The sequence below is a fragment of the Sphingomonas sp. QA11 genome, assembly GCF_028473665.1.
GTDB classification, from domain to species: Bacteria; Pseudomonadota; Alphaproteobacteria; order Sphingomonadales; family Sphingomonadaceae; genus Sphingomonas; species Sphingomonas phytovorans.
Window position 1 is genome coordinate 3,563,766 of the sequence record NZ_CP098774.1, and the last position, 13,509, is coordinate 3,577,274.

10 protein-coding genes are annotated in these 13,509 nt (G+C 65.3%); all 10 read right to left on the reverse strand.

The annotated features are described in order from the left end of the window. Window positions 1–32 precede the first annotated feature (32 nt). The gene (locus tag NDN01_RS16540) at window positions 33–959 is read right to left on the reverse strand and encodes an alpha/beta hydrolase (RefSeq protein WP_272622849.1); all 927 of its coding nucleotides are present in this window, start codon (window positions 957–959) and stop codon (window positions 33–35) included. Next, window positions 956–1,549 carry an FMN-binding negative transcriptional regulator gene (locus NDN01_RS16545; protein WP_272622850.1) on the reverse strand — a complete coding sequence of 198 codons (594 nt, stop codon included), beginning with the start codon at window positions 1,547–1,549 and terminating at the stop codon, window positions 956–958. Before NDN01_RS16545 ends, NDN01_RS16540 begins: the two co-directional genes overlap by 4 nt. Further along, the gene (locus NDN01_RS16550; protein ID WP_272622851.1) at window positions 1,546–3,753 is read right to left on the reverse strand and encodes a prolyl oligopeptidase family serine peptidase; all 2,208 of its coding nucleotides are present in this window, start codon (window positions 3,751–3,753) and stop codon (window positions 1,546–1,548) included. Before NDN01_RS16550 ends, NDN01_RS16545 begins: the two co-directional genes overlap by 4 nt. Before the next feature lie 40 nt (window positions 3,754–3,793). After that, window positions 3,794–5,971 carry a TonB-dependent receptor gene (locus NDN01_RS16555; RefSeq protein ID WP_272622852.1) on the reverse strand — a complete coding sequence of 726 codons (2,178 nt, stop codon included), beginning with the start codon at window positions 5,969–5,971 and terminating at the stop codon, window positions 3,794–3,796. A gap of 89 nt (window positions 5,972–6,060) precedes the next feature. Then, the gene (locus tag NDN01_RS16560) at window positions 6,061–7,728 is read right to left on the reverse strand and encodes an amidohydrolase (protein WP_272622853.1); all 1,668 of its coding nucleotides are present in this window, start codon (window positions 7,726–7,728) and stop codon (window positions 6,061–6,063) included. 129 nt (window positions 7,729–7,857) lie between these two features. Next, window positions 7,858–8,823 carry a lysylphosphatidylglycerol synthase domain-containing protein gene (locus NDN01_RS16565; RefSeq protein ID WP_272622854.1) on the reverse strand — a complete coding sequence of 322 codons (966 nt, stop codon included), beginning with the start codon at window positions 8,821–8,823 and terminating at the stop codon, window positions 7,858–7,860. A 20-nt stretch (window positions 8,824–8,843) separates the two neighbouring features. Then, entirely contained in the window at window positions 8,844–9,749 is a 906-nt protein-coding gene (locus tag NDN01_RS16570; RefSeq protein ID WP_272622855.1) for a ferritin-like domain-containing protein, read from the reverse strand. Between the two features lie 10 nt (window positions 9,750–9,759). Then, a complete protein-coding gene (hpnK, locus tag NDN01_RS16575; RefSeq protein WP_272628271.1) occupies window positions 9,760–10,593 on the reverse strand; it encodes a hopanoid biosynthesis-associated protein HpnK in 834 nt (277 codons plus the stop codon). Window positions 10,594–10,705: 112 nt separating this feature from the next. After that, window positions 10,706–12,151 (reverse strand): hopanoid biosynthesis associated radical SAM protein HpnJ, encoded by a 1,446-nt coding sequence (hpnJ, locus tag NDN01_RS16580; RefSeq protein WP_272622856.1) that lies wholly within the window; start codon window positions 12,149–12,151, stop codon window positions 10,706–10,708. Next, window positions 12,148–13,302 carry a bacteriohopanetetrol glucosamine biosynthesis glycosyltransferase HpnI gene (gene hpnI, locus NDN01_RS16585; protein WP_272622857.1) on the reverse strand — a complete coding sequence of 385 codons (1,155 nt, stop codon included), beginning with the start codon at window positions 13,300–13,302 and terminating at the stop codon, window positions 12,148–12,150. The genes hpnJ and hpnI overlap by 4 nt, the downstream gene beginning before the upstream one ends. Window positions 13,303–13,509: the final 207 nt, after the last annotated feature.

Consider the following 13,509-nt stretch of genomic DNA (forward strand, 5'->3'; position numbering starts at 1 on the left):
GGCCATGCCGCCAGGAGCGGCAAGCGACCCGCTCAGGGCCTCAATTGCGCCGCCAGCCAACGCGCGCCATCGTCGATCGCGCGCGCGGCGAGCGGTGAGATACCGACCGCTTCGATGAAGCTGTGGGTGGCACCGGCATAGAGCCGGGCCTCGACCGGCACGCCCGCAGCCGCCAGCCGCGCCGCCATCTCACGATTCTCATCGGCTAGGATGTCGCATTCGGCGATGCACAGGAAGGTCGGTGGCAGACCCGCGAGATCGGCCAGGAGCGGCCGGGCATAGGGATCGTCACGATCCGTCTCGCCGAGATAATCAGTCCAGAAGGCAGCCATCTCCTCCGGATTGAGGATATAGTCGTCCGACTGGAAAAGGCCGTGCGAGGCGCGGGGTTCAGTGTCGAACGCGCCATAATTGACCAGCACAGCACCCAGCCAATCCTGGCCTGCATCGCGCAGCCGCAGCGCGGTGGCGACCGCGAGGTTCCCGCCGGCGGAATCGCCGCCGATCGCGATCCGCCGCGGATCGAGCCCGAATGCCGCACCCTCGGCTCGCAGCCATTCGAGCGCCGCGTGAACCTCCTCCAACGCTTGCGGATAGCGCGCCTCGGGGCTCAGGCTGTAGTTCACGCCCAGCACAGCGCAGCCGCTGCGCGCGGCATATTCGCGCATCAGTCGATCATGCGTATCGATGCTGAACAACACCCAGCCGCCGCCATGGAGATACACGAGCACGGGCAGATCCGGGGCATCGTCGGGGCGGTGAAGACGTGCCGTCACGCCCCCGATATGCAGGTCGACGGTCGAAGCCATCACCGGGCCGCCGAGATTCCAACGCTCGCGCACGAGCCCTGCAATACGCCGACGATCCGCCACGTCGACCGGCGAACCATGCCGTTCATATTCGGCCGTCACCTGTCGCTGGAACGCCCGGATCTCGGGATCGAGATCGTCGGGTGTCACGGACGCGCGTCGCGCATCATCCGCGACAGGGGCGTCTCGCCCAGCGCGTCGACAATCTCCGCAAAGGCAGTGTCGGATTCGTCCTGGCCCAGCTTGAACTTCGCGTCGCTGCGGATCACCCTCGCGCGGAACGCGACGATGTGCGGCAACATCCTGGCATAGCGGTCGCCCATCGTATCGACGGTCCAGGCACCGGATGCCTGCCCCTCCAGCGCGTTCACCAGTTCGGCGATCGCGCGATCATTCTCCTCGGGGAGGAGGCTGATGTCGACCTCGAATTGCGCCAGGGCATAGTTCCAGGTTGGCGCCCAGCCGGGGGCGGAGACCCAGGCAGGCGGGATATAGGCGTGCGGACCCTGGAACAGGATCAGCGCGCGAGGCCGGTCGCGCACCATCCCCACCTGCGGATTGGCCCGCGCGAAATGGCCAAAGAATTCGATGACCGCGCCCGCTTCGTCGGTGTGCGGCAAAAGCGGCAGGGGCGTCGTCGCATACCCCTGCGGACCATTCGATATGACAAGGCCAAGCATCTGCGCGCGCACGAACGCAGCGACATCCTCCGGCGATCTCGGCGAGAATTTCCCGTTCATCGTTGCGGCACGATGCCCCATTTGCGGTCGGCCGCCCAGATCGCAAAGGCATGGAACAATGCCTCCTGCTCCTGCGCCGCCGCCGCACCCGATGCGCCCATATGCCCGCCGGTCGTGGCGATGCGGGCCATCACCGGATTGCCGGCGGTGGTAAGAGACCTGGCGCGCACCGCGAATTTGAGCGGCTCGTAGAAGGCGACGCGTTCATCGGCGACACTGCCCGTCGCCAGCAATGCCGGATAGGCAGCGGGCCTGAGCTGATCATAGGGCGAATAGCTCGCGATATAGGCATATTCCGCCGGCACGCGCGGATCGCCCCAGATCGGCAGCGCGGTCAACCCGAGCGGATGTGTCTCGAAATAATCCATCGTGTTGAGCGGGTCGACGAACGGCACCTGCGCGATCACCCCGGCCCAGAGATCGGGTCGCATCGTATAGATCGCCCCCATCAGCAACCCGCCCGCCGAATAGCCATGGGCGACGATCCGGCCCTTCGCGGCATAGCCTTTGTCCACGAGATGCTCGGCGCAGGCGATGAAGTCAGTGAAGGTCTTCTTCTTCCCTGTCTTCAGGACCGACCGCCACCAGTCGTTGCCGCGCTCTGCACCGCCCCGGACATGGGCGATCGCATAGGTCCAGCCCTGATCGACCAACGCGATCTTGCCGGCCTCGAACGCCGCATCGACCGTCGCGCCGTAGGAGCCATAACCATAAAGGAACAAGGGTGCCTTGCCGTCCTTCGGCGTGCCCTTCCGGCGCAATATGGTGATCGGCACCCGCATACCGTCTTCGGTCGTCGCCTCGATCCGTTCGAGATCGTATCCGCCGGGATCATAGGCGGGATTGGCAGCAACGGCCGCGGCCGGCGCCGAGGCCCCGTCCTTCAGCGCCAGGCGGTAGGCGCGCGGCGCGAGACGCGGCGACTGATAGGTGAAGGACAGCGCGGATGCCGCCCAGCCCTGCCCATGCGGGACCGACAGGGCATAGGCGGGCTCGTCGAACGCAACCTCGCGCTCCTTGCCGTCCTTGCCCATCATCACCAGCCGGGGCAGCGCGTCACGCCATTCCTCCCGCACCAGCGTATCGCGGAACGGATGAATCGCGGCGATGAACCGCCCGGCCTTGTGCGGGACCCACTCCTTCCAGTGCGACCGCCCCGGCGCGGCGACCGGCGCGGTCATGATCTTCATGTCGACCGCATCGTCTACATCGGTCAGGATCACGAGCCGGTCGTCCCAGTGATCGACATCGTAGCGCAGACCTTCGGCGCGCTTCTCGACCAGGATCGGCCTGGCGACGGGATCGCTCGCCGGCACCAGCCATGCCTCGGTCCGCGCGCTGTTGAGCAGGCGAATCACGACGAAGCCGCCGGATGCAGTGGTCTTCAGCTCGATGAAGAAGGCAGGGTCCGCCTCGGCGTGAATCTGGACATCAGTGCCGTCCTGCATATCCCGCCGCCACACCGAGTTGGGATGGCCGTTGCCGTCGCGACCGACCCAGAAGAGATAGCGGCCGCCTGAATCGAAAGCGAAGCTGCCGTGACTTTCATTGATGTCGGTCACCACCATCCGGCCGGTAGCGATTTCGCGCACGCGGATGCCGAAGATACCGGAACCGGTCAGGTCCTGTGACCATCCGAACAGTTTCTGGTCGGGGCTATGGAAGGTCCCGCCCCAGTGCAGCGCGAAGAATTTCCTGCCGGCCGCCTCCGCCCCGACGTCGAGCAGTATCTGTTCGGCCCCGCCCCTGGCCGGGCGTCGCGCAAAGACCGGATACTGGCTGTCGGCCGGCTGGCGCTGATAATAGAAATAGCCGCCATCCTCGACCTCGATCGGCGCGTCCGCCCCGGCCTCCACAGCCCGGGCGCGCGCCAGCAGCGTTGCCTGGAGTGGCCTGGACGGCGCAAGCATCGCATCGGTGTAGGCATTCTCGGCCTTCACCGCCGCGGCGATCGGCGCGTCGAGCGTCGCCGGATCGCGCAGCACCGCGTGCCAGTCCTTCGGGCGCATCCACGCATAGTCATCGGTGCGCTTGTGACCGAAATTGCCGACCACGGCCGGCATGCGTACTGGCTGCGGCGGAACCGGCCAGCGTGTCGTCGCGGCGAGCGCGCGACCCGGCCGCGCCAGCGTCCCCGCGGCAAGGGCCAGCATCGATACGCATAGATGTCGCCGGTCGATCATGTCGTTCCCATTCGTTTCCATGGCCGGAGGCGGTCGGCGCCCCGACCGCCTTCGCACTGTCCTACATTGCCCAGTTGACTTGCACGCCGAGCGTACGCGGCTTGACGATGAACCGGCTCGCGCCCGATCCGAAGTCCTGATAACCGAAGGTGATGGCGCGCTTGTCGCCGATATTCTCGGCGAACGCGGCGACCGTGAAGTCAGCGACCTTCACCGACACGCGTGCATCGAAGATATGATAGGGCGCGAAGGTCGTATCCTCGTTGAGGAAGCCGGGCGAGCGCGACACATAGCGATGGAGCAAGGTGACGGTCGGCTCCGCGACACCACCGAAATTATAGGATGCGGTGTTGGAGATGCGCCATTTCGCGGCCGAAGGCAGCGTCTTGCCCGACGCCAGGGGCGGTGCCGCGGCCGGGATGTCCTCGGTCAGCTTTGCATCGAGATAAGTCAGGTTCGACACGAGCGAGAGCCCGCCAAGATTAAGCGTGGCCGACGCTTCGGCGCCGTAGATCTCGGCGGCACCCGCATTCGCGCCATAGGTCAGCCCGTCGCCGACACGACGCAGCCTGACCTGCAAATTGGTCCAGTCGATATAGAAACCCGTGACGCTGACGAAGAGCTTCCGGTCGACCAGGCTGAAGCGCGTGCCGACCTCATAATTCCACAGGCTGTCCGATGTCGTCCCGGCCGGGATCGGCGATCCGGCGAGTGGCGGCAGGGTGTTGGGCGAGCCGAAGCGATAGCCCTTCGACGCAAGCGCGTAGAACATCAGGTCCGGGCGTGGCTGGTATTTGATCGACGCCTTCGGTGCGAAACCCGAATCCTGCACCTTGTACGGCGGATTGATGACCGTGCCGCCGAAGAAGATGCCGAACTGGTCGGTATAGGTGTCGGTTCGCGTGCGGAACAGGCGGCCGCCCCCGGTGATGGTGACATCGCCGAAATGCAGATTGGCCTCGCCGAACAGCGCGTCCTCGTCGCCCTTGGTATGCGAGGCGGCGTAATAATATTCGTCGCCATGTGTCAGGCCGGCCGCCACATCCGCCGGATGCGCCGCGGCATAGCCCGGCGACGACAGATGTTCCTGAAAGCCCTTGGTCGTATCGATATGCGTGGCGCCGATCAGCCAGTCGAACGTCCGGCCCTTGGGCGAGGCGAAGCGGACTTCATAGGAATAGGTATTACTCTGCCCTGCCTGCAGGAAATAATGATTGCCGGGATTGAGGTTGCCGTAGAACGGCGTGAAATCGTCGAAGATATCGCCGGTCTTGCGGTTGTAGGTGCCGATCACGGTGGCGGTGGCGAAACCGAAATCATGGTCGAGCCGCAGGCTGTGAAGCTGAGTCTTGAAGATCATCGGGGTTTCGAACCTGGTCGAGCGCTGCAACAGGCCGAGCCCCAGATTGCTGACGCTGGGGTCGTCAGTGCGGCTCTTCTGGTAGAGACCAAGATAGCTGATCGTCGTATCGACATCGGGGGTAAAGACGATCGACCCACGCAGGCCGAAGGTATGGACATCGTTCGACCCGCGGATGTGCGTCCCGATATTATCGATATAGCCAGCGTCCACCCGCTGAGTCGCGACCAGGCGCACCGCCAGCTTGTCGGCGACCAGCGGCACGTTGATCATCCCCTTGGCGCGATAGTTCACCTCGCCCGCCGAGAAGCGCGTGGTGCCGATCGATCCTTCAGCCGCCGCGTGGAAGCCACTGGGGTCGGCAAGGTTGGAGATGAAGTTGATCGCCCCGCCGAGCGAGGCCGATCCGAACAGCGTGCCCTGCGGGCCGCGCAGCACCTCGACCCGCGACACGTCGAACGCATCGATGTCCGGGATGACGATGGTATAACCCGGCTCGTTCATCGGGATATCGTTGATGAAATAGCCAGTGCTGCCCTGGCCCTGGTCAAGCCCGGCCGTCGTGCCGATGCCGCGGATCACGGCAGTGGAATTGTTTGAAGGTCCTTCGTTGAACGCGACACCCGTCGTGCGGGTGAGATAGTCCTTGAAGTCCTGCGCGCCGATCGCCTCGAGCTGGGCACCGGTCACGGCCGAGACACCCCCGGCGACATTGCTCAGCTTCTCGGCCCGCTTGTTGGCGGTCACGATGATGTCACCGCCACTTTCGGCGGCGGGTTCCGCCTGGTCGGCGGCCTGGGCCTGGGCGGATGCCGAGCCGGCAGCCAGCAGGGCGATCGCCGAGGCGGCGGGCAGATAGCGCGATACGGTTCGAATCATGGTCGCATACCCCTTCATGGTGATGCGGGCTGCGGCTTTTGCCGCTTGCCCGCTCCTTGGCCGCCATTCCCTCTGACGGCCTCTTCCGGTCAGCCGTCTTGCGGCCCGAAACGCTGTTTCCCGCCGACGAAGGTGCGCAGCACCCTCGTCCGGGCGATGCTCGCCGGAGGAACGCTGCGCGGATCAGCATCAAGCACGACAAGGTCGGCGAGATACCCGCGCGCGATCAGTCCGAGCCGGTCTTCCTGGAAACCGGCATGGGCGTTGGCACTGGTATAGGCAGTGAGCGCCTGTTCGACCGTGACCTTCTGGTCTGGCAACCAGCCGTCCGGGTTGAGTCCGTCGATCGTGGCGCGCGTGACCGCGGCATGAATGCCGGCGATCGGGTCGAACGGCGCCACCGGCCAGTCAGACCCGAAAGTGACGCGCGCACCGGCGTCGAGCAGCGACTTGAACGAATAGGTGCCGCGCAGCCGCGATTCACCGATACGCTTCACCGCCCAGCGGCCGTCGTCGATCGCGTGATAAGGCTGGACCGAGGCGATCACATCCTGCCGCGCGAAGCGCGGGATCGCGGCCTGGCTGAGATGCTGGGCATGCTCGATGCGGAAACGCCGGTCGCGCTTGCCGTTGACGCGGGCGACGTCCGCATAGATGTCGAGCAATTCGTCGTTCGCCTCGTCACCAATCGCGTGGACCGTCACCGGCATATGGCGCGCATCGGCAGCGGCGACCCATGTCGCGATGTCAGCGCGGGGCGTCACCCGCACGCCGCGCGTGTCGGGCGCATCGCTATAGGGATCGCGGAACAGGGCGGTGCGCGATCCAAGCGACCCGTCCATCAGGCCCTTGACCCCGCCCCAGCGAATCCAGTCGTCGCCCCTGCCCTCGGCCGCGACGATCCCCGCCATCTTTTCCCAGTCGGCCAGCGGGACGAAGGAATAGAAGCGCATGTCCGGCCGTCCCTTCGCGCCCAGGCGCCGCAGGGCATCGTACATCGACCAGTCGATCTCGGGTGAATGCGCCTGCGCCACCCCCTTCGACAGGCCCTCGGCGATGCCGCCGCGCAGGATATCCTCGATCCCCGCCTCGTCGAGCTTCGGGATCGCGCGCTCCGCCAGCCAGGCGGCGTTATCCTTGAGGATACCGGTCGGCTCACCCGTTGCGTCGCGCACGATCACCCCACCTTCCGGCGGCACGGTGTTACGATCGATCCCGGCCAGCTTCAGCGCGACCGAATTGAGCAGGATCATGTGCAGGTCGAGCCGGTTCACCGCCACCGGATGGTCCGGCGTGACGGCGTCGATCCACGCGCGGGTCGGCAGGTCGCCGCCCCAGAGCTGCTCGTCCCAATAGCCACCCTCGACCCATTGGCCGGGCTTGAGCAGCCGCGCCGCCGCGCCGACCCGTTCGGCAAAGGCGGCCGGCGTGCGCGCATCGCGCAGGCTCGGCTGACGCAGCATCGCCGATCCGCGCAGGAAATGCGTATGATTGTCGGTGAAGGCCGGCATCAAGAACGCGCCGTCAAGGTCGATCACGCGCGTCGCCCGAGTGGTCGCCGCGCGAACCGCGCCAGCACCGATCGTGGCGATCCTGTCGCCGACAATCCCCACCGCGGTAACCGCTTCCCGTTCGCGCCGCCCGGTCCACACCCGGGCATTGACCAGGGCCACATCAAGGCCGGGCGCCGCCGCCAGCAATGGCGAGGTCAGCATCATCGCAGCGCTTGCGCCGATGAACTGGCGACGATCGATCATGGACGACACGCGGAAAGGCGACTGGTTCGGTTCATGTCGACCATAGAGGGCCGACTCGGCGGATCACGAAACATCCAATTTTCGTGGAGCGGACGGGTCCAGCTCCAGCGGCAACGCCTTGCGCGAAGACTACCCTCTTCGGGAGGCGAGCACGACCGCTCGCATCTCGCCGACCTGCCACAGGATCAACGTCGGCAGGCCGATTGCAAGATCGCGGGCGCGTTTGGCCAGGGACAGCGCCAGCGCCGTTTCAGGCGGCAGGCCGAACAGCGGGGCGGCAAGCGCATAGGCTGCCTCCTGAACCCCGATCGCGCCCGGTACCGCGAACGCCACGCTCCTGAGCGTGAAGATGAGGCTCTCGATCGAAAGCGCAGACCAGATCGAGATATCCGCGCCCATCATCAGCAGCACGATCCAGCCACCGATTCCACTGGCGATCCACCCCAGCAGGTTGAGCGCGAAGGCAAGCGCCACGCGTCGACGCCGCGCATAGGTCTCCCGCAACGCGTCGGTGATCCCGGTCATGGTGACGACCGACCCGGGCAGGAAATGCTGGGCGACCCGCCCGGCCAGACCGAGTGCGGGGCGTTGCGCGAAGAAGAACATCACCATCCCCGCGATCATCATCCCGGTGCCCCCGAGGATAAGCGGGCGAAGCGTCGCCGCCTGGCCGCCTGCGGCAAGCAGGGAGACCATCATCGCCAGGCCGAACAGGGTGAAGATGAGTTGCGCCCCCATTTCGGTCGTCATGTCGACCACGAACGACGCATAGACCCGGGACGCGGGGACGCCGGCGGTCGTGAGCGTCCGCGTACCGACGACGATTCCACCGATCTGCGAGAAGGGCAGCAGGTCCGACACCGCCTCCCGCACTGCCCGCGCCCAGGCGAACAGGCCGATCCGGTCGAGCGGTTCCCCGGGCGCCGCCGCCAGCCATGCGGCGCCGAGAATGAAGAAAGTACCGATCGAAAGAGCGCAGAAGACCAGGAATCCGTCGATCCCGATCCGTCCCGCGACCGCCAGCACACTGCCGAACCCGATCGAGCCAAAGGCCCAGACCGCGGCAGCCAACCCAGCCAGTGTCGCGAGCAGCATGCCCGCGCGTGCAAAATTCTTCAGGCGATGCCTCCCTTGCGCCCACCCGCGAAACGCAGCGCGAGGCGCATCATCGCCGGCACGAAACGCGGCCGGATCAGTCGATCGTCATACGGTGCCAGACGCCGGTCATTCTCGGCAAGGCAAATCCGGGCGAGCTCGGGAAAAGTCACCTCAACCCCAAGCTCCTTCGAACCGTTGAGCGTGAAGTTGTTCTCCTGCGCCTTGGTATTGTCGTCACCCATGCCCTTGGCCATGCTGATCCGCTCGCCGATCAGGAACATCCAGACGATCAGCACCTTCGCCTCGAACAGCGGCCGACGCCACCAGGGCATGTTGCGGCGCCACCAGGCGACCCAGTTAACGAAGAACAGGATGTGCCGCCCTTCCTCGCGCATCACCGGCTCGAAGGTGTCGACCAGCTCTTCCGGAAAGAAACCGGAATCCTTGGCCAGCTTGAACAGGCCGAAACCGAAGAAGCTGTCGATACATTCCGAATAGCCGGTGCGCATGAAAGCGAATTCCGGGTCGCGCGGGCGCTTATATTCTGCCTCGGGCGAAAGCTCGATGCCATATGCCTGGACCATGTCGGCAAGCACGATCTTGTGCCTGCTTTCCTCGAACCCGTTCATGTCGACCGCTGCCTTGAGCAACGGATCGGCGATCCCTTCACCAAAGGTCTTCACGTTCATGCCGGCCCGGCCCTCGGTAGCGACGGCGATATCCCAGATCGGCAGCGAGACGATCTTGTCGCGTGTCTCAGGATCAAGCTTCGGCCAGTCGATCAGCGCGGGGCGATACGGATCATGCGTGTCGAGCATGGTCTGGCAGAACAGGGCCCGGTGCTCCGGGCTCCCGAGGCGGATCGGGCCGGCGGGGACTGGCTCGGGCTGGGCGAAGTGGCGGAAGCCGTTGGCGATATTCATGGCACTGGTCTCAAGCGAAGTCGGTGAAGCCCCCCAGCACGATCCTCTCGCGCACCACGGCCTCGCGTGCAAGAGGGTCGGTCAACGCCGCCAGTTCGACGCGGTATGCGTAACCCGGCGCATGAGTTGGGTAGCGGTCGTCGGTGGCCGGATGGGTGTAGATTTCGGTCAGGCCGTCCGGAAGATGCTCGATCAGCCCGCGAACCCGCGCGGCATCCATCGCGCCGGACCAGGCGAGACCGAAGACCTGATCGGGCACGCACATTCCAGCCGCGCGCATGCGACGCCGGACGAGCAGTGCCCAGAGTCGGGCAATATCGACGCCACCGGCGCCGGGTTCGATCTTCTCGAGGACGTCGCGCGGCTCGATCGGGGCGCGGACCGATTTCATGCCGTAGCGCCTGCCGGTCTTCAGGATCGCGGAGGCGATGGTGGGGTGCAGGTGGAAATGCTTGTGCGCGTTGACATGATCAAGCGTCAGGCCGGTCGCGGCGAACGCGGCGAACTGTGCCTCCACCTCAGCGAGAAGCTGCCGGCGCGCGGTCGGATTGGCGAAGATGGTAATGCCAGCGCGGACCATGTCGGTACGGAAATGGCCGGTCGCGTCGACCAGTTCCGACACCTGCCCGGGCGGGAGTGTGGGCCTGCCCTCCACGAGAACGACGTGCAGACCGACGCCGAGCTTCGGCATCGTCCTGGCGCGGGCGACGGCGTCCGCGGCCGCCTCGCCGGAGACCATCAGGCTGGCGGCGGTCAGGATGCCGTTACGATGTGCCTGCTCGACGGCTTCGTTGACCGCGATGGCAGCGCCGAAATCGTCGGAGGTCACGACGAGGCGCTTCACCACAAGCCCTCTCCCCTCAGGAGAGAGGGTTGGGAGAGGGGCAGCAACGAGCGGCAGCGCTTAGGACTGCCCCTCTCCCCTACCCTCTCCCCGGAGGGGAGAGGGAGAAAGGTCACGCTGCCTCTTTCCGGCGGCGCAGGAAGTCGAAGAACTCCACACCCTCGCGCAGGCGGCGCTTCATCATGTTCCAGTCGCGCAGCATCTCCGACACGATCGACCAGATCTTGGACGGGCGGAAATAGAAGCGCTTGTAGAATTCCTCGACCTTGTCGAAGATCACGCTCGCCGGCAGATGCGGATAGCTGAGCTGCGCGATCTGGTTGCCGCCATCGGTCAGCAGATCATTGCTGTTATCGAACCAGCCATTCTCGGTCGCCTGCTTGTACAGGAAGGTACCGGGATAAGGTGCGGCAAGCGAGACCTGGATCGTGTGCGGATCGATCTCCTTGGCGTAGTTGATCGTCTCCTCGATCGTCTCTTCGGTCTCGCCGGGCAGGCCGAGGATGAAGGTGCCGTGGATGACCACGCCGAGCTGGTGGCAATCCTTGGTGAACTGCCGCGCCACATCGGTGCGCAGGCCCTTCTTGATGTTGTGCAGGATCTGCTGGTTGCCGCTCTCATAACCGACGAGCAGCAACCGCAGGCCATTGGCCTTCAGTACCTCGAGCGTCTTGCGCGGGACATTGGCCTTGGCGTTGCAGCTCCACGACACGGGGAAGCCCTTCTTGCCGAAGCCGAGCTTGCCGAGCGCGATCGCCAGTTCCTCGACGCGCGCGTGGTTATCGGTCAACGTATCGTCGTCGAAGAAGATCTCCTTGGTCTCGGGGATATTCTCCAGGATGTACTGCACTTCCTCGATCACCTTGGGGACCGAGCGGAAGCGGTAATTATGACCGCTGATCGTCTGCGGCCACAGGCAGAAGGTGCAGCGGCTCTTGCAGCCGCGGCCGGTGTAGAAGCTGACATAAGGGTGGAGGAGGTAGCCGCCGAAATATTTGTTGATGGTCAGGTCGCGCTTGTAGACAGGCGAGACCATCGGGAGGACGTCCATGTCCTCGATGACCGCGCGATCCTTGTTGCGCACGAAAGCGCCGTCGGGCGCGCGCCAGGTGATGCCATCGACGGTCGCGAGCGGCGCGCCCTGGGAAATCTCGAGGATCGTGAAATCATATTCCTCGCGCGCAACGAAATCGACGTGCGGCGTGGCGGCAAGGCTCTTGTCCGGCTCGACCGCGACCTTGGCGCCGACGAAACCGATCAGGATCTTCGGGTTGCGCTCCTTGATCAGCGCGGCGGTACGAATGTCCTGGCCGAAGCTTGGCGTCGAGGTGTGGAGGATGACGAGGTCGCGATCGTCGAACTCGTGCTTGATATCGTCCCAGCTCTGGTCGTGCGCGGGCGCGTCGATCAGCTTCGAACCCTCGACCATCGCGGCCGGCTGGGCGAGCCAGGTGGGGTACCAGAAGGACTTCACCTCGCGCTTCATCTGATAGCGCGCGCCGGCGCCGCCGTCATAACCGTCGAACGAAGGGGCCTGCAGAAACAAGGTACGCATCATGCGGAAATCTCCGGATCGGCCGAAACGCGGCCGTCATTTTCCATTTTAAGCCGTTGTCCGCGCCAATCAACCGACGCGACGAAGAAGCTTGCGACGAATATCGCGACGGTGAGGCAATCGCGCATCGGTAGAAGCCACCATGGCGCCGTCGTTACACCAGCCGCGCGGTCGACGAAACGGGCGATCGCGATACGGACAATCAGCGCCGACAGGGCAATGGCCAGCCCAACCGGATGCGCCGGGACCAAGGCTGCTCCCAGCAAGGCGAGCGGGAAGGGCATGCCGACCACCGATCCGGCATAGGCGCCCGGCACCACGCCGCGCACGGTCGCCCCCCAGCGCAGCTCATGCCGCCACAGCTCGGCAAAGCTTTGCTCGGCCGAAGCATGGGTGACGAGCATCGGCGGTACCGCGACCGTCTGCCCGAGCGCATGAACCGCCTCGCCGATCGCATAGTCATCGGCGAGCACGTCGGCGAAGCGTTCGAAGCCGCCAATCCGGTCGAGCGTTTCGCGCCGCATCGCGATGGTCGAACCCATGCACGGCCGGGCCAATGCCATCGCGACACCGAACACCGCCCCGGGCAGGAACTGGTAGCTGAGCCCCGCCGCGCCGAGCCGCGACCAGAAGCCGGCATCGCCGCGCCCGCGATACAGGCAGGTCACGGCGCCGACGCCCGGCGCGTCGAGCGCGGCCAGGACCCGGGAGAGATAGTCCGGCTCCGCGACCATATCGCTGTCGCTCAGTACCAGGATCGGATGCCGGGCCTTGCCCATCATGTTGATGAGATTGGCAACCTTGCGATTCGCGCCATGATTCGCTGAGTCGACCACCAAATCTATCGCCATATGCGGATATCGGTCGCGCAGGGCCTCGACCACGGCGATGGCCGGGTCGTCTTGTGCCTGCACGCCGCAGAGAAGCTGAACCGGGCCAGCATGATCCTGCGCGAGGAAACTCGCCAGGTTTTCGAGCAGGCGGGGCTCCGCGCCGTGGAGCGGCTTGAGCAGGGTTACGGCGTCGGCGCGAGGCGATGATGCGGTTCGCGGCGCCATGAAACGCCGGAACACGATCGTGGCGGTGATCATGTAGAAAGTGCCGACGGTGCCGAGGCCCAGCAAAGCCCAGCCGAGGATCGCGAACACGATCATTCAGATGGACTCTGCAAATCCTTCTCCCCTTGCGGGAGAAGGTGGCGCGAAGCGCCGGATGAGGGGGAGTGAGGCTCAAAACGCGCGGGAATGTCCCCCTCACCCTTCCGTCGCCGCGCTCCTCCCTCCCTCTCCCCCAAGGGGAGAGGGAATGAAAAGTACGACCGACTAGTCACATCCCGCATCCAGCCTCCCTATCGCCCCCGG

What these genes read in the sequence shown, in the direction of transcription:
- NDN01_RS16545 (WP_272622850.1), bottom strand. Translation starts at nt 1,549, where the DNA reads ATGAACGGGAAATTCTCGCCGAGATCGCCGGAGGATGTCGCTGCGTTC.
- NDN01_RS16565 (WP_272622854.1), bottom strand. Translation starts at nt 8,823, where the DNA reads ATGCTGCTCGCGACACTGGCTGGGTTGGCTGCCGCGGTCTGGGCCTTT.
- NDN01_RS16570 (WP_272622855.1), bottom strand. Translation starts at nt 9,749, where the DNA reads ATGAATATCGCCAACGGCTTCCGCCACTTCGCCCAGCCCGAGCCAGTC.
- hpnI (WP_272622857.1), bottom strand. Translation starts at nt 13,302, where the DNA reads ATGATCGTGTTCGCGATCCTCGGCTGGGCTTTGCTGGGCCTCGGCACC.
- NDN01_RS16555 (WP_272622852.1), bottom strand. Translation starts at nt 5,971, where the DNA reads ATGATTCGAACCGTATCGCGCTATCTGCCCGCCGCCTCGGCGATCGCC.
- NDN01_RS16550 (WP_272622851.1), bottom strand. Translation starts at nt 3,753, where the DNA reads ATGGAAACGAATGGGAACGACATGATCGACCGGCGACATCTATGCGTA.
- hpnJ (WP_272622856.1), bottom strand. Translation starts at nt 12,151, where the DNA reads ATGATGCGTACCTTGTTTCTGCAGGCCCCTTCGTTCGACGGTTATGAC.
- NDN01_RS16560 (WP_272622853.1), bottom strand. Translation starts at nt 7,728, where the DNA reads ATGATCGATCGTCGCCAGTTCATCGGCGCAAGCGCTGCGATGATGCTG.